Origin of the sequence: Oleiagrimonas sp., assembly GCF_027858935.1 — a bacterium.
Classification (GTDB): domain Bacteria; phylum Pseudomonadota; class Gammaproteobacteria; order Xanthomonadales; family Rhodanobacteraceae; genus Oleiagrimonas.
Window position 1 is genome coordinate 1 of sequence record NZ_JAQIBU010000127.1, and the last position, 16,409, is coordinate 16,409.

14 protein-coding genes and 1 pseudogene are annotated in these 16,409 nt (G+C 59.0%); 1 reads left to right on the forward strand and 14 read right to left on the reverse strand.

Features of this window, described 5'->3' with window-relative positions:
• Positions 1 to 198 (forward strand): IS3 family transposase (locus PF446_RS04855; protein ID WP_298070121.1); only part of this gene is annotated, 198 nt, incomplete at its 5' end.
• A 142-nt stretch (positions 199 to 340) separates the two neighbouring features.
• Here PF446_RS04855 and PF446_RS04860 read toward each other — a convergent pair.
• From PF446_RS04860 to PF446_RS04925, 14 genes and pseudogenes are all read right to left on the reverse strand, one after another.
• Positions 341 to 1,657 carry a putative O-glycosylation ligase, exosortase A system-associated gene (locus tag PF446_RS04860; RefSeq protein WP_298070122.1) on the reverse strand — a complete coding sequence of 439 codons (1,317 nt, stop codon included), beginning with the start codon at positions 1,655 to 1,657 and terminating at the stop codon, positions 341 to 343.
• Between the two features lie 4 nt (positions 1,658 to 1,661).
• Positions 1,662 to 2,777, reverse strand: coding sequence for a hypothetical protein (locus tag PF446_RS04865; protein WP_298070123.1), 1,116 nt, complete (start codon positions 2,775 to 2,777; stop codon positions 1,662 to 1,664).
• Positions 2,774 to 4,027, reverse strand: a complete 1,254-nt coding sequence (locus tag PF446_RS04870) for an FAD-dependent oxidoreductase (RefSeq protein ID WP_298070124.1) — start codon at positions 4,025 to 4,027, stop codon at positions 2,774 to 2,776. The genes PF446_RS04865 and PF446_RS04870 overlap by 4 nt, the downstream gene beginning before the upstream one ends.
• Positions 3,975 to 5,174 (reverse strand): glycosyltransferase family 4 protein, encoded by a 1,200-nt coding sequence (locus PF446_RS04875; protein ID WP_298070125.1) that lies wholly within the window; start codon positions 5,172 to 5,174, stop codon positions 3,975 to 3,977. The genes PF446_RS04870 and PF446_RS04875 overlap by 53 nt, the downstream gene beginning before the upstream one ends.
• Positions 5,175 to 5,317: 143 nt before the next feature.
• On the reverse strand, positions 5,318 to 6,463 hold the full coding sequence (locus PF446_RS04880; RefSeq protein WP_298070126.1) for a glycosyltransferase family 4 protein: 1,146 nt from the start codon (positions 6,461 to 6,463) through the stop codon (positions 5,318 to 5,320).
• Positions 6,464 to 6,585: 122 nt separating this feature from the next.
• On the reverse strand, positions 6,586 to 7,035 hold the full coding sequence (locus PF446_RS04885) for a hypothetical protein (protein WP_298070127.1): 450 nt from the start codon (positions 7,033 to 7,035) through the stop codon (positions 6,586 to 6,588).
• On the reverse strand, positions 7,032 to 8,987 hold the full coding sequence (locus PF446_RS04890; protein ID WP_298070128.1) for an XrtA/PEP-CTERM system amidotransferase: 1,956 nt from the start codon (positions 8,985 to 8,987) through the stop codon (positions 7,032 to 7,034). Before PF446_RS04890 ends, PF446_RS04885 begins: the two co-directional genes overlap by 4 nt.
• Before the next feature lies 1 nt (position 8,988).
• Positions 8,989 to 10,182 (reverse strand): TIGR03088 family PEP-CTERM/XrtA system glycosyltransferase, encoded by a 1,194-nt coding sequence (locus PF446_RS04895; protein ID WP_298070129.1) that lies wholly within the window; start codon positions 10,180 to 10,182, stop codon positions 8,989 to 8,991.
• Positions 10,179 to 11,741: an exosortase A gene (gene xrtA, locus PF446_RS04900; protein WP_298070130.1), complete on the reverse strand. Its 1,563-nt coding sequence runs from the start codon at positions 11,739 to 11,741 to the stop codon at positions 10,179 to 10,181. The genes PF446_RS04895 and xrtA overlap by 4 nt, the downstream gene beginning before the upstream one ends.
• Positions 11,738 to 13,009 carry a TIGR03087 family PEP-CTERM/XrtA system glycosyltransferase gene (locus PF446_RS04905; protein ID WP_298070131.1) on the reverse strand — a complete coding sequence of 424 codons (1,272 nt, stop codon included), beginning with the start codon at positions 13,007 to 13,009 and terminating at the stop codon, positions 11,738 to 11,740. Before PF446_RS04905 ends, xrtA begins: the two co-directional genes overlap by 4 nt.
• A 3-nt stretch (positions 13,010 to 13,012) precedes the next feature.
• Entirely contained in the window at positions 13,013 to 14,074 is a 1,062-nt protein-coding gene (locus PF446_RS04910) for a FemAB family XrtA/PEP-CTERM system-associated protein (RefSeq protein ID WP_298070132.1), read from the reverse strand.
• Positions 14,067 to 14,999 (reverse strand): XrtA system polysaccharide deacetylase, encoded by a 933-nt coding sequence (locus tag PF446_RS04915; protein ID WP_298070133.1) that lies wholly within the window; start codon positions 14,997 to 14,999, stop codon positions 14,067 to 14,069. The genes PF446_RS04910 and PF446_RS04915 overlap by 8 nt, the downstream gene beginning before the upstream one ends.
• Positions 14,996 to 15,976 (reverse strand): AAA family ATPase, encoded by a 981-nt coding sequence (locus tag PF446_RS04920; protein ID WP_298070134.1) that lies wholly within the window; start codon positions 15,974 to 15,976, stop codon positions 14,996 to 14,998. Before PF446_RS04920 ends, PF446_RS04915 begins: the two co-directional genes overlap by 4 nt.
• Positions 15,977 to 16,076: 100 nt before the next feature.
• Positions 16,077 to 16,409, reverse strand: a pseudogene (locus tag PF446_RS04925) (hypothetical protein); the annotation flags it as partial.

Consider the following 16,409-nt stretch of genomic DNA (forward strand, 5'->3'; position numbering starts at 1 on the left):
AACTGTTGGGATAACGCGGTGGTCGAGTCGTTCTTCTCCAGCTTGAAAAAGGAGCGCATCAAGAAACGCGTCTATAAAACCCGTGACCTGGCCCGTGCTGACATCTTCGATTACATCGAGGCGTTCTACAATCGAACCCGTCGACACAGCCATCTTGGCGGCGTCAGTCCCGAGGCCTTCGAGAAGGCCTCGTCGTGAGGGTCCGAAGTGTCTACGGATCGGGGTAAGTCCATTTCACCAAGATCGGGAAATGGGGAGCGAATACCATTCTTCTTACATGGCCGAAACCATCGGGTCAGGATGAAAATGGAATGCAGTCATCAGAACCTTCTTCACGTGCTTATCCCGAAGCTGCCTGGCTCGTGTGTGAGTGTCCGGCAAGCACTTGAGCGCGGCCATTGGATTCTACGGATGACTGCATCACGCTTCCAGCCACATGCAGTCGCAGAATCGCGCAAAGCGCCATCAGCTGATAAGTCAGGTCAAAGTAGGTCATGGGCAGGAATGCGCCTGCTGCCATGTACGCCAGCAGCGCTACCTGCAACATGGAGGCAAGATCGTAGGCCCACTTGAAACCCGAAAGGTCGCGGGTCATTTTTCTTACCTGGCTGCAGCTACGCCAGCTGGCGGCAAGCAATGCCAAAAACAGGATCAGCCCCGGAAAACCCTGTTCGCCCAGAACCCGAAAATAAATGCTGTGTACCGCAATTTGGTGAGCACCTTCGGGCCCGTATTGGGCCCACATGGCACGGCTTTGGTAAACGTTGAATCCACCCCCAAAAAATGGATGATGCAGTGCCACGTTCGCCGAAAACTCCCATGACTGTATCCGAGACTCGCCCGAACCAGTCTCGGTTGCATGATGCAGCGTATCCATGCGTGCGATCCATTTCGGTGGCATGAAGTGCCCAGCTACCATGCCCAACGCAAGCACAATCAACACGATCCCCACACGGCGTCGGCTCTTCAGGAACAAGGCGCCAGCCACGATGGTCAAGGCAATCAGGCCGCCGCGTGAATACGTCCCCAGCACGGCGATACCGGTGAGCAACATGCCGAAGCTCAAGCCAGTGCGCACAAATTTGCTGGATGAATGCAGCTGCAAATAACGCATCAGCGGCAGCGTCATGCATAACGCAAGTGCCAACGCATTGTTGTCTGCAATGAAACTTGCGGGAGGGCCGAAAACATGGCTGGCACCACCGCGGAGAATCGTGAACACGCCGCCCTTGAAGCCATAAAATCCAAGCGAAACCACGATCATCCATACCAGCAAATGCATGCGCTCACGGTTATTGACCAGTATCAACGTTACGAACACCATGATCAGGATTTTGGCAAATTCCATCCATTTTTCCCACGCTGAATCCGGCACTGCGGCAAAGAAAGTGGCCAGCCCTGTCCAGAGCAGGAACATCACCAGCATTACGCTGATCGCCGACCACGGGATCCGCTTGCTCTCCTTGCTTAACAATAGGCTTGCAATCGTGACGATGGCGATCAGTTCCACCCAGGGAAAGTTGTAGGCAAAGCCGTAACACAGCCGATTGGGGTTCATGTAGCCGAGCCAGGACCACACAAGCAGACCGACATAAGGACGTATCAAGATGAAGGGGATCATTCCAAAGATGAACAAGGCCAGGCCGATATCGCGCATGTTGCTAGTCCTTTGCGAGTTGCAGCATGAGCGCATCCATGAAGAACTTCGCTGCCCAGTTCGGATAACGGTTTTTCATGTAGCCACCTTTCAGTGGATGGGAGCCCGGTATTCCACCGCGGACCCCGCTCTCGATGGTAGTCAGATTCTGTATCGAAAGATTGAAGCGGACGGCGTTTTCCGCCGACGTTGTCCAGGAGGCGTCGCCGGTTACCGCCGCCAGACGATGCCATATGATGGCCATTTGCGCATTACCGGTCATACAGGTCCAACGGCTTGCCGGACGCCAGGCGGAGTCCAGCCGCCCGGGCAAGGCTCCGTCGCGGCGCTGTGACTGCGCCACGGATCGTGCTATGCGCGCAGCAGCATCCACAAAAGTACCGTCCGTAGCGATCAAACCGACTTCCAGCATGCCGCGGGTTGCGTAGGCGATGGTATGTGTGAGCGGTCGATCGTTGTCTTCCAGATCATTGTTCTCCAGCCAGCCATTGGCACGCATCTGGGTGAGCGCCCACTGCACATTGCGCACAGCCGCATCCAGATAGCGTGACTCCGCAAGGACCTGACCGGCTTGGGCCAGCGCGAAGGCCACTCGCGTGTTGTAGGTATTCAGGGCATGCGCGGCAAACGGCGAAGCGAAGCGCCGCCAGGCGCCATCCGGATCCTGGGCAGCGACCAGCCAATCGGCCGCGCGCACAGCCGAGTCGCGAAAGCGCGCCTGCTGCGTCTGCTGCCAGGCAGACAACCAACCGAAGAGCACCTGGCCAGTGTTGAAGATGGTCGGTACGATCTGTGTTGCGTCCATCGTGCCGGCGCGTACACCACCCTCGGGCAGCTGGATATCGGATTCCCATGCCGCCATGCGCAGGGCCCGTTCACGATATTCACGGTGGCCCGAGAAATCCGCATAGCGAAAGAAGGTTGGAATGATGTAGCCGGTGGTTTCTGGATAGGCGCCTGCCCATTGGCGTTTCGCCACGTCGTAATGGGCGCTGACGCCGCCGCAACCACTGGCATCCTGTGCGCGCTCCAGCCATTCGGCTGCAGCCTCGAGTCCTCGACGAGCATCCAGCGGACGGTACGGCAATCGTCTGGGCAGAAGTCGGGCGATCACGCTCATGGCTTGCTCCTTGCCGTCTTCGATTCTGGCATCAGCTTCGAGGTACGGCTGTGCAGTGCCCGCCGGACACGCTGCAAACCTTGCACCAGGCATGGCATCGGATCACACCATCGACACAGGGCATCGGTCACGCGAACACCGCTCGGATAGCCTTGCGTGATCCGTTGGTTCTGTGCGACTGCGGACTGCATATCTTCGGATCTTACACGCCATAGGACCGGACCCTTTGTCACTGCTGACGCCGGCAAGGGGAAATCCAGTTCTGAGCAATAGGCCGCATACGGTAAATTGACGCCGTTCAAGGTTGCTACTTCTTCCTGGTAATCGGTACGACCGATAGTCGGCTCCACCATTCGGAATTCACGTGTATGTTCATCGCGCTTGAACTCCATGCTGGCCATACCGATCACGCCCGCGTCCCGAAAAAATCGCGTCGTCATGCAGGAAAGCTCCCCATGGACTTCCGGGGCCGCTATGCAGCTCGCGGTGCCGCCGACCTGTGGTGGCCAGGAGCGAATTTTTCGACCCGTAAATGACCCAGTAACCTGACCCTGCCTGTCGATAGACTGCAAACAAAAATAAATATTTGAATCCGGCCCCTCAATCCACTCCTGCACCACGATGTCCGACATCACCGGCAGGATGCGGCGAATCAACTCGACAGCGTCTGCAGCGCTGTGCACGAAGTAAGCCTTCTTGAACTTTTGGGCGTATTCCGCATGTCGCTCGCCGGGCTTGACCACGACCGGGTATTGCAGGTTGTCGAGCTCGGGCAGATCCGCGAGCGTGCGAACGTGTACGAGCGGCGGAATGGGGCTGCCGAATTGTTCCGCAAGGCGCTGGAAACCCTGTTTGTGCAGCAATGTATCGACGACATCCAAGAGCGGCAGGCTGAAACGGTAAAGAGGAAACAGCCGATCGCGATGGTGTGAGACTGTCTTGACACTTTGTTCCTGCGTCAGGAATAACACCGGGCGCAAGCCGGAAAACTGCGCAGCGCCCAGGCGCACGAGTTCTTCGACCAGTGTTTCACCAAGCAAGGATTCTATCTTCAAAGCCGTCGCGGCCCGACTGTACATTTCCGGGCACCGCCCATTGGATTCGAGCAACCAGACCGGCACCCCCGCGCGTGCCAGGCTGCGCGCCACGCCCAGGCCATTAACGCCGGCGCCAACAACCACAGCAGGCACTCTGATTCTACCCACGGGGCTCACTACGTCGCGAAACATCGGGAGTTTGAGCAGCGGCATCACGGTCAATCAGCGCCTGCGCGCAAGTTAAAACCTGCATCGCGTTGCCTTCCCATGTCAAACCTCTCTCGCGGATCGTCGCACTGGCCGCTTCCCCAAGGCGCTGCCTCAATGCGGCATCAGCCCCGAGCTTGTCAACGCAGGCGAAAAAAGTATCGCGTTGGTCTGGGTCAAACAGCAGCGCATTGACATCATGGGTCAGGATCTCACGTATATTCGGTCGATCAGGTGCGACGATCGCGCAACCCGCAGCCATATACTCAAACAACTTGAGCGGCGATGCATAGGCGACCACATCAGGCTGCAATGCAATGTCAAATGCATTGATGAATCCGACTACTTGTGTACGGGCAACGACACCAGTAAAGGTGATGCTTGCATCAAGTCCCATCTCGTGTGCGTGCATTTCCAGTGCGGCCCTTGCCGGTCCATCACCGACGAGCAGGAAATGACTTGGGATGCACATCCTTTGCATGATCTCCAGAACGCGCTCCAGCCCATGCCACTCCCGGACGAAGCCCGCGAACCCTAAAATAGTCCTGCCGCCAAGTCCAAGGCGAGTTTTGGCCTCTTCGCGTGACGGAAGGTGCTCGAACACCTCGCTCTGAATCCCATTCGGGGTGACCGTTACGCGCCTAGCTGCGACTCCGTCCTGGGCAATCCGCGCAGCCAGCACGTGCGTGACTGTGAACAAGTGATCTGCCCCGCGCCAGACAGATCGCTCGCTCCAACGCGCCAGGCGCTTGAGTTTGATTCCACCATGTGCACAGCGCTCGTCAAACAACGGCGCGTTCACTTCAACAATCCAAGGCACTCGATAACGACGCCTCACCCACAGGCCCGGCAGAAAGAGCAAGTTATAGCGCTCATACACGACCTCCGGGTGGTGCTCTCGAATTGCCGCAGACAAGCGAAAATAGCCAAGCAAGCTGTAGCCAAGCTCGGCCAGTTCATAGAGTGAGCGTGGTATCCAACGCTTCATCCAGCCAACCCAACCGGATTCTCCACCGAAGTTTTGCTTTTTCACGAGCTCGGGGCCAACAACTATGACTTCGTGCCCCAGCTTTCGCAGGGCACAAACCATGCCCTCGATATGAACATACTGTCCATCTTTGGACGCCACACGATGGTGATAAAGGATTTTCACACTCGTCCATTCCCTGTCCGTACGCGATCGCTCAAAATTCAAAACGCCAGTGTTGCCAAAGTCCCTCTGAACCGCCGCAGGCTGCCCTTGTTACAACCCGCCCCGCCCTGCAAAGGCCTGTGGCAGGCATGCTGAGCCGCCGCTCACTGTGTTACTTCCGATTGCATGTTGCGATGCCAGACATCCATTACGCTGGCGTATAAATTCTGCTGCGCTTCCACCACAGGCCACCATCCAAGCTGTTCCGCATGACAACGCGTGGCCGCGCGAGCCGGCGCCCGCTCGCGCAAGCGCAACCATGCCGAGACCATGGCTTCGGCTGTGCGATGTTCGGCGATTTCACCGGCTTCCGGCGCGCTCAGTAATTCGGTGACTCCGTCAAAAGGTGCGGCCAGCACCGGCGTGCCACAGGCCAACGACTCCAGCGCCACGTTGGGCATGCCTTCACGACTCGATGCGAGTACCAAGGTATCGGCCGCATTGTAGTAGTCGCAAAGTTCCGCATGGGGGATGGTGCCCAGGAACCGCACCCGCGTAGCGATATCCAGACGGGCGACCAACTGTCGCAAGCGCGCCTCTTCGGGACCTTGGCCCGCAATCAACAAGGTTACGTCAGGCAACTTGGCAAGTGCCGTCAGCGCAATATGTACGCCCTTTCGTTCGATCAGATGGCCGACCGTCAACCAGACGAGCCCCTTCAGGCCCAGTTTGGAACGGATCGCAGTGCGATCCCGCGGCCCGAAGCGATCAAGATCAACGCCATTGCGCAGGACCGTGATTTTCTCGGGATTCACACCCAGCGCTGCGAGTTTTTCCTTCAGCGCCTGCGACACGGTCACAACGGCAGCGGCGCTCTCTGCAGCCCATTTGATTTGCTGCCTGGGTCGACGATAGTGCGGTATCAATGTCACATCGTTTCCGCGAGCGGTGATCACCACCGGTTTTCCCATGGCCTTGGCAAGCCTAACTGCTGCCACGCCGTCCGGATAAAAGTAGTGTGCATCAATCAGATCGAAGTCGGTCCCGCTGGCCTTCAGTTTCTGGAACACCGGGAGAAGGGCGCGAACCATCAGGGATGGCGCGATATTCATGCCCAGTTTCGGAATCACCGGATACCGCGGGTGACTGATATGAATCCCGTAACGCTGCTCGTGCTCGGGCACCTTGGCGAACGTCGCGTAGGGGCCAAAACATTGGTGCCGAAATGGAAACCATGGCACCGGCGCTACGACCGTTGCCGTAATCCGGCCAGAATCTACCAGATGGCGTAACCGCTCCTCCACAAACACACCGTGGCGAGGCTGTTCAGCATTCGGATACAGGCTGGTGAATACCAGCAGATGAATCTTGCGATTGCCATCCGCTCCGAAGAGACTCTCGGCATCGGCGGCACAATTGCCCGACGTTGACGTCATGCTATGGCCACCGTCAGCGCATCGATGCGCACGCTGCGCTGCCTAGGCAACTGGATAAACTTCCATGTCAGGTGAGCATGCCCGGAGGCTCCGGCGGTCGATCCGTGCGCGCAAGACAATTTGAACCGGACACGGAGTACGGTTTTGCCCAAAGCTACGCCCACACGATACGCGCACAAGGGCGCGGTGCGCTGGTCGCTCTTGCGGAACAACGGCTGCTTGCCCACCACCTTGGGACAGCACAGCTGTGGCAGTGAGATGACAAGGTGCTCCAGTTCCTCGCGGTCCTGCGGCGCAACTTGCGTCTCGGGAGACAGCGGCAGGCGCAGGCGCCGCAGACTATCCGTTTCATGGCGATAGCGCGTGTCCTGGTGACTGTAGAACAGTTTTCCGATCAAGGTCGTGCCCCGACGCGGCATCCCGAACAGCAGAATAGACGGGTTCATGACGGCACCCCAGAAGCCAGCAACCGGCTTGCCGGCCCGGCAGGAACCGCGGCGGCAGCGGGTTGCTGCATCCGGCGCAGAAACGCATCAAGCATCAACAGGCTCCATAGCGTCGCACTGTGATCGCGCTTTCCGCTGGCATGTTGACGCACCAACCGATCAAGCGAAGCCTGTTCGAAATATCCGCACTCGGCGATGGCACCGGTGAGCAATGACTCCCGAGCGCGCTTAGCGAGTGGGCCACGTAACCACGCCGCCAAGGGCACACTGAAACCCATCTTGGTCCTGTAGAGCACATCGTGAGGTAAATCCGGTTCGAGCGCTTTCTTGAGAACATATTTGCCTGTTCCACCTTTCAGCTTCAACCCGGGCGGCAAAGAGGATGCCCACTCGACCAATCGATGATCGAGCAGCGGGACACGGACTTCCAGGCTGTGCGCCATGCTGGCGCGGTCCACCTTGGTCAGGATGTCGCCGGGAAGCCAGGTCTTCATGTCCAGATACTGCGCAAGCAGCAGCGGATGATCCGTGGGCGCGCGTTTTGCGTGGGAGCGGAACACAGAGAGCGCGCTGTAACCCTGAAGTTCGCGCTTGAAGCTCGCGCTATAGAGACGTTGGCGCATCGCCACTGACGTGATACTGACGCTGTGGTAATAGGCTTCCACATCATCGCGGGCAAGTGCCTGCAGCGTAGTCTTGGCGCGCAGCGGGCGCGGAGCCCAATCGGCCTTGGGATAGATCCTGCCCAACAAACCGAACAGCGGCTTTCGCAATGAAAGCGGCAAGCGGGCGCGCAGACCGCTTTCCCACGCATGCAAGCGGTAGCGCCGGTAGCCGGCGAAATTCTCGTCTCCGCCATCACCGGATAGGGCCACCGTGACATGCTTGCGCGCCAATTGGCATACCCGCCAGGTGGGCAGCGCAGAGCTGTCGGCGAAAGGTTCGTCGTAGATGCCGGCAAGCGCATCCAGCAGATCGTAATCCTGCGAACTGACGTGTTCTTCGAAGTGGTTCGTATGCAGGTGTTGCGCGACTTGCCGTGCGTAGGCGGTTTCATCGAAACCGCTGTCGTCAAAACCAATGGAACAGGTGTTGACCGGCTCTTTCGCCACCCGACTCATGCTTGCCACCACGGCACTAGAATCGACACCGCCCGAGAGAAATGCGCCCAGGGGTACGTCGGAGACCATCTGGCTTGTCACGGCATCATCCAAAAGAGCGCGAAGCCGCGTAGTTGCATCATCCACGGATACACTGCCGTCGATTTCAAAAGGCAGATCCCAATACTTGCGGGCTGTCGGAGCGGATTCGCCCGCTTGCCAGCTCAGCCAGTGCCCGGGGGGAAGCTTGAAAATACCGCGATAAATGCTTTTTGGATCCGGCACGTATCCAAATGCCAGATAATCCTCCAGCGCCTGCGGATCAAGTTTGCGCTCCACATCGGGATGCGCCATCAACCCCTTGAGTTCGGATGCGAAAACCAGGTCACCAGCGCGCGTGAAACCGTAATAAAGCGGCTTGACACCGATATGATCGCGGGCAAGAAAGATCCGCTCCGCGCGCATGTCCCATACCGCAAACGCGAACATGCCGAGCAACTTCTTCAGGCATGCCTCGCCCCAATGTTGCCAGGCGCGCAACAGCACCTCGGTGTCGCTGTGACTGGTGAAGGCCACGCCCTGTGCTTCCAATTCGGCCTTGAGCGACCGGAAGTTGTACAGCTCGCCGTTGTAGATCAGCGCCAGGCCGGCCGCTTCATCCACCATCGGCTGCTGTCCATGGCTGAGATCAATGATGGAAAGACGTCGATGTCCAAGACCCACGCCCTTGGCGAGGTAGAGCCCAGCCTCGTCGGGTCCTCGATGGAGTTGCGCATCGCGCATAGCGAGCAGGGTTTTTTCATTCGCGCTGTCGCTACTGCGCGCCAGTACGATGCCGGCAAGACCACACATCTCAGCGCACCTCCCGGTCGGTCAAACCTGACATCCCGCGTGCACGCGGCGCGATCCCCCGACCCAGCAACTGGTCATACAGCGTTTCATACGCACACATCATCTTGTCCAGGCTGAATCGCGCAACTACATGAGCGTAGCCGGCTTCACCGTGTTGGTGTCGCAGCTTTTCGTCATTGACATAGACCCCGATGGCGTCGGCCAACTTCTGCGGATCACTCGGCGGCAACAGTATCCCGGTCTTGCCAGCCACCACCACGGACGCAGTTCCACCAACGTTGGTCGTGATCACCGGCAGCCCGGCGGCCATGGCTTCCAGCAGCGTGAGCGGCATGCCTTCGGCAATGGAGGACAAGACAAACACATCGCATTCAGCAAGCAGATTGGGCACGTCGTCACGATCGCCGAGTAGCCGCACCTTTTCCGTCAGTCCAAGCTGGGCAATTTGTTGCTCCAAAGCTCCGCGTTGCGGTCCTTCCCCGGCGATGACCAGACGGCAATGATCATGCGTTTGCCCGGGTTGGTCGCACAGGATCTTGAACGCCAAAATCAAACAGGCGTGATCCTTGACCTTGTCAAGACGCGCAACATTGCCCACCAACATGGTTCCCGGTGGCGCAAAATCACCCAGTAGCTTGCGCGGTCCACGTCGACCATGAGCTACTTTGAATTTCGCCACGTCAATTCCATTCGGGATATGTACTACCCCGGATGGTCGAATGCCCACGCGATCGATCAGCCAACGCTGCAGGTCGGGCGATACCGCAACGTACCGCGTGATCAGCGGCGCCAGCCAACGTCGCAGCCGTAGGTATTTGGGATTGTTTCCCTGGGGATCGGTCGAATCGCGCCCATGTTCTGCGTGGATTATCCGGCGCACCCCGGCCAACTTGGACATTGGCACCAGATCCAGAGTCCCGATGTTGTAGGACTGGACAAGGTCCGGCTTGAAGGCACGCAGCGCACGCCAATAACGAACATAGTGCATCCAGTCCTTGCCCTGCTTCTTGTTCAATGACACACAGCCAACTGTGGCATCGTCGATTTGATCGCGCATGGCCCCGTAACCGGCAAGACAAATGACTGCATGTCGATAGCGATCGCTGGTGGCATTGATGACCGACAGCAGGACCTTCTCCATGCCACCGGTATCCAGACGGTAGACCACGTGCACGATCAGCGGTTTGCCGCTCATGGCTTGTGCCCTGAACCAGCAGGACGTGGCTTCACATGCGGCGTACCTGTAACAGGCAATACACGTGCAAATGCATGCAATTTCGTGCGAGCTTGTGCCAGGCCACCTTGGCCGATCGGCGACGATAATGCCCACACCGAAGATTGCGGTACGTACCCGCGCAACACATCCCACGCCTGCGCCAGCTTGGCCAGCACCCTCGAGCCCGTGCAGCGACGATCCACGCAATACCAGTACCAGACAAGCCGCGGACCGGCTGCTCCAGCCAAATGCAGTTCCTCGGCTGTGAAATGCTGGCCATCGGCCAGATGAAGCGACCGGCTGGCGTTGCTAAGGAGTTGCGCGTGCGCCGGATCGTAAACGTCATTGCCATAAGTGATCAGTGTATGCCCACGGCGCGGCTTGCCGGTGTAGACGGCATGGAACAGTTCGACCACATCATCATTTACGGCCGACTGATAGGACGCCCGTATCTGCCCTGCTGCCCCCTTGAATGACGGGGTCCAGTCGTCTGCGCCCGTTTGCCGTTGCGTCCAACCCGGGACTTCAGGAGCCGTCAGATGCATCGATTCCATATGCACAGGGGCGGCGAGTTTGGCTGCCAATACCGGACCGGCCAGCAACAGTACGATCGCCGCCAACCAGACCATGCCGCGCGTCCCGGCCAGCTTGCGGCCACGGGCGGGGGCAAGCTCTCGTATCACCGGGGGATCGCGGAAAAACCAGCCGGCCAGCAACAGCAGCACCAACACCGTTCCGAAGAACTGCCATCCGAAAATCATATGGTCCGTGCCGGTGGCGTATTTCAAACCCCAGGTCTCGCCGATCAGGATGGTGAAATACACCCGCAAGCCGTTGGCGATGATAGGCACCACGGTTGCCATCAACACGAACAGCGCCCGCTTCCACCAGCGTTGGTACATCAGGTAGGCATACAGGCAGCCCAGAGCACTACAGGCGATGAAAAACTTCACCCCGCTGCATGCGTCCGCCACCATCCAGGTCGCAATAGGCGTCACGATCTGCCGGCCATCAAGCAGTGCTGGCGAGCCGGTCAAATCCAATGCATGGACCGCAATATGCGCGGTGATGTCCTGCAGCGGACCCACCAGTCCATCGCCCCAGGGAACCGCAAACACCACCAGGTAAGCGAGTGGAAACGCCAGCACACTGAGAGCCCGCCAGCCCCAAAAGGCCAGCACCAGCGCCGGCAACAGGGCCACGAACGCGAAATGCTGTGGCAGATTGATATCGAGCAGGTGACCGGCGTACCAGACAAACACCAGTACGGCCACTACTGCCAGGCCCCAGACACTTGGTACTGGCGAATTCGCCTGCACTTGATGGCGCAGGTTGAATGCCAACCACAGGCTCAAGGGATAGATGAGAAAAGCGTATTGATACGTTCCATCATGGTCCCAGACCCACACCAGCGATAGCGCGGTCTGCCAGTAACAGGTCAGCAGCACGATGATGGCGAGGGCCAAGGCGGCAACAGCCACCCTCCAGTCGGAAACGCGCGTGAAGATGGTGGATCTGGCCCCGATCGCCCGGTTCATGACTCCACCTCCGAAAGGGAGGCCACCACGGCGCCTACGGGTGTCGTAGCGGGCGAAGAATTGCACAGGACATGCTCGTAGATATCGAGATTGCGGGACCAGTCATAGTGCGACAGGATCTTGGCGCGCGCCGGTGGGACCCGCCCTGCTTGCGCTGCATCCAGCCAGCGCAAGGCTGCCGCCGCCATGATCTCGGGCACATCGCTGATGCACCCCTGGCGACCCTCGAAATCCTCGATGCCCTCCCAGGCTTCAGGTGTTGCCAGGAGCACCTTTTCCATGGCCATGGCTTCCAGGACCTTGTTCTGGATGCCACGGGCAATCCGCAGCGGTGCCGCCACGGCATGGGCATGAGCCAGCCATGGACGTACATCCTCGACCCGACCCGTGACCTTGATTCCCGCGAGTTCACCCAGCGCCCGGACCGCCGGAGTCGGGTTGCTTCCCACGATATAGAAGCACGCTTGGTGACGCCGGGAGTAAATTTTTGGCCAAACCTCGTGCGCGAACCACTGCGCCGCGTGTACGTTGGCCCGATAATCCATGGCGCCCACAAAAACCACTGCCCGCTCCCCGGACGGGTAAGGATCGGGATAGGTGCGGTGCGGATCCCAGTACCCGGTATCCACGCCATTGGGGATACCGTGCACCTTGTCAGCCCATGCCGGTATCTGTTGGCGAAAAAACGACGCTTCGGCTTCCGAGACGAATATGCTGGCGTCGAATTGCCCGGCGATCGCGTGCTCGAATGCCATCAGCTTGCGCGCCTCGCGCCGGTAGATCATGCGCTTCGAACCACGATGAGCCTGCGCGTACTGGCGCCATTTGTCGGAATCCACATCCACGAAATCCATCACACGTCGCAGTTGCGCGTGCCGCATGACCAACGGCGCAACGCCGGCCGAATAGCACAGGACTAGATCCAGCTCGTGCTCGGCAAGAAGTCGTAGGACCCAGCTTCGCATTGCGCGGTCGCGGTACACCCCGATGGTGAGCGCTTCACCCCGCATCAAGGAGGCGAGTGCGCGCCAGCGCTTGCGCCAGGGGCCCAAGGGGCGGACACAAACCCCGGCGCACAAGGACTCGACGGCTGCGAGGTATTGCCAATCAGCAGGATCGTCCACGAATGTGCCCAGATACACTTGATAGCGTTCGGCGAGCCAACGCAAGACATGGTACGAGCGAATCTTGTCGCCCTTGCTGGGCGGCCACGGCAGCCGATGGCAGAGAAACAGAACCGATGGCCGGTGAGGGTGTGTCGCCGCCATGTCCTATCCGAGATCCCGCGCGAGCCATGGGCCGAGCAAGCAACTCACCGGCACCGGCAGCTTCTGCCAGGCCTTGATGAACAGGCTGTATTTCCGGTTGGTCGGGCTGATATTGGGTATCTCGGAGGCGCGCACCAGGTGATACGCGTACGGCAGCGGCTTGGGTTCGAAGCCCCAGTGCTTCTTGAAGTCATGGGCACCTGTGCCTTGCTTGCTGCGTCCAAAGTCGAACACCCGTGCGCCGCGCTCCGTCGCACGCTGCATCAGCGCCCAGTACATGAAATCGTTGGCCGCCAGGTCACGACCTCGCGCAACACTGCCCCCGTAATAGGGATGCACTTCATCGCGAAAGTAGAAGCTCATGACGGCGGACACGGGCTGCCCTTCATGAGTGACCACGGTGACCTCGCAATCATCGCCGAAGGTCTGCTGCAATCTCATGTAATAGTTGCGTGACAACACGGGCGTGCCGAGATTGCGCACGCTCTCGGCATAGACCCGGTAAAATTCGTCAATGCTGCCGCCATGCTGCGCTTGCAAGTCGGCGCGAATGCCCTTGCGGACCATGGCGCGCTGCTTGCGCGGAATCGCCTTCATGTTTGCGTCGTGATCCGGATGGATCACCTTGCGAAAGCTGACGTACAGGTCCTTGACTGGCCAGGCGGGTGAACGCAACTCGCGGTTGCGCAATTCCAGATAATCGACCCGCAGATCGTCGGCAAGGACTTTTGCCGACTGCAAAAGCTGTACTTCGCTGTCCGGGTCGCTCGTCACGACCCCGCCGTACACACAGAACGGCGTTGAAATCAGGGCGTGACCGAACAGTCTGCTGCGTATCTCGGCAAGAGGCAGAATCCCAGTGATGACGCCGTTTCGTTCCACGTACAGATAGTGGCAACGGTGACCGAGCACCTGCTCGATGATGTCACGCCAGGCAGAACGATGGAAAATCGTGGCCTGTGGAGCATCTGCCACAAAGTCATCCCAGCGTCGTTCGTCGCCTGGTTCCAGGCGCTTGACGATGCACTGAGGGGCAGCACGCAAGTCATCTGCAAGGTCAGGCATGCTGGACCCCTCCCTGCAGCGGCGATGATTGATCGGACTCAAGCGCCACCACCGGGTAGTCGGCATCTTCGGGGTCAAGAAACACGCGGTCCATGCGGTCAAAACGAAAATCCTGGATCAGCCGCTCGACCCTTGGGGCTGTGCGCGTCAGATTGAGATAGTGACGCACCTTGTTTTTCAGGTTCACGCCCGGCACCCGCGGCTGATCGGGATCCACTTCCCACGGATGGAAATAGAAAACCCCGGGGTACTTGTCCCGGCGATTGACACGTCCCAGACCGCGCTTGAACACAGCATAGGGCAGCAAACGGAAATAGCCACCGCCACCACAGGGCCAGTTGCGCTGCCACAGTCGAACCGTGGTCACCGGAATTTCCAGTAGCCCGGAACGCTCGGGGTAAAACGCAAATCGCGGCGCCTCCGGCATGCCGTAAAGGTCATGTCGGATGGGCACGATGCTGGAACTGTAACGGTACCCGGCCTGCAACAATTCCGCATAGGCCCACAGCGTGCTGGAACCGATGGAGTAGCTGGGGGCACGGTAGCCGGTAACCACGGCTCCGGTGAGGTCTTCGAGCAGGTGCTTGGTACGGACGATGCCGTCACGAAACTCGCTGTGGCTGATGGTGGTCAGGCGCTCGTGGCCGTACCCGTGGCTGGCAACTTCATGGCCTGCGGCGCTGATGTCGCGCACCAGCGATGGGAAACGTTCGGCCACCCAGCCAAGCACGAAGAACGTGGCATGCACGTCGTGACGTTGGAACAGCTCCAGCACGCGTCGCGTATTGCCTTCGACGCGCACGGGCCAGCGTGGCCAGTCCGCGCGATGAATGCACTTGTCGAAAGCCGCAACCTGGAAATAGTCCTCCACGTCGACCGTCATGGCATTGGTGATCGGCATGGATTGCAAGCGTGCCGCACTCATTCCAAGCCATCTTTGGTTTTTCCGGAACTCAGCAACGAATCGTCGCCGGTCATCCTGTCATCCGCGAACGATGCCTCGGATTTCCGGAGCGACATCACTTTGCGAATCCGGATGGTTTCGCGCATCAACCGCAACAATATGTTGCTTACGTCGGACTCGACCTTCTCGGACTGGCTTGCCTTTTCGGCTGGCATGTTGCGGTTTTCGTGGCCCGGGTGATCTGCGAACGCGGGATCTTCCAGCGTCAGAGGCATGTCGGACATCTCTTCACGAATCTCGTTGAGTACGGTGGTGAGTGCCGAAACGTCAAGGGTATGCAGTTCTTCCAGGTAACCATGCAGCAGCAACCGGTCCATGATGAGATTGATCCTTCGGGGGATCCCGCAACTGGCGCGATAAACCGATACAAAGATTCCGCTCGAGAGTTCGGGATCATGATTCCACCCGACGGCACGCAGGCGATGCATGATGTACGCCAGGCTCTCGCCCTCTCCCAATGGCTGCATCCGGTGGGAGACAATGACACGCTGACGCAACTGTTCCATGCGGTTGTTGATGATGAGGTTCCGCAGTTCCGACTGCCCAATGAGGAATACCTGCAGCAGGGCGCGGCCCTTGACCTCCAGATTCGACAGGATGCGCAGCATCTCCAGCGCCGCGGGGGCCAGCGTCTGCGCCTCGTCCACCACCAGAAGCGCGTGCGCATGACTCTCACGCAATTCAATCAGATGCTGTTTCAATTGCTGCAGCAAGGCCTCTTTGCTGCGACTTTCATAAGGCAGGTCAAACGCCGAAGCCACGGCGGGCAGGATGTCCTCTCCACCGAGATTGGCCGAAGCGATACTGGCCATGGCAACGTTGCGATGCGCGATTTCCTCAAGCAACTTCTGGATCAGCAGCGTCTTGCCGGTGCCGACCGCACCCGTAATCATCACGAAACCTTCACCCTGCTCGAGGCCGTAGAGCAGGTAGGCCATGGCGCGCTTGTGGCTCTTGCTGGGAAACAGCATCCCCGCATCCGGAGTCAACTGGAAGGGTTTGCCGTTGAGGTTGTAGAACTCCTGATACATATCGGTCTCAGAACAGATGGGTCCACTGCACGAAAAATACATTCACGCCATAGCCGGATCCGGGTCCGGGTCCATATCCGGCTCCATAGCCGGCTCCATAGCCGGCTCCATAGCCGAGTCCATAGCCGGAGCCGTATCCGGGTGCGTAACCGGTCAGCGACGTGGATGCCACTGTGCGGGATTCATGCCGCAAGTTCACGCTGGCAAAATCCCTTGGACCGAATTGATGGACCAACGCCAATTGCTCATAGGTGTTGTGCGAAACCTGACCGTCCTGGAAGGTATACCGCTGCCAGCCCAGCGTCGGTGTCAACGTGGTGAAGGCACCGATATCGAACAG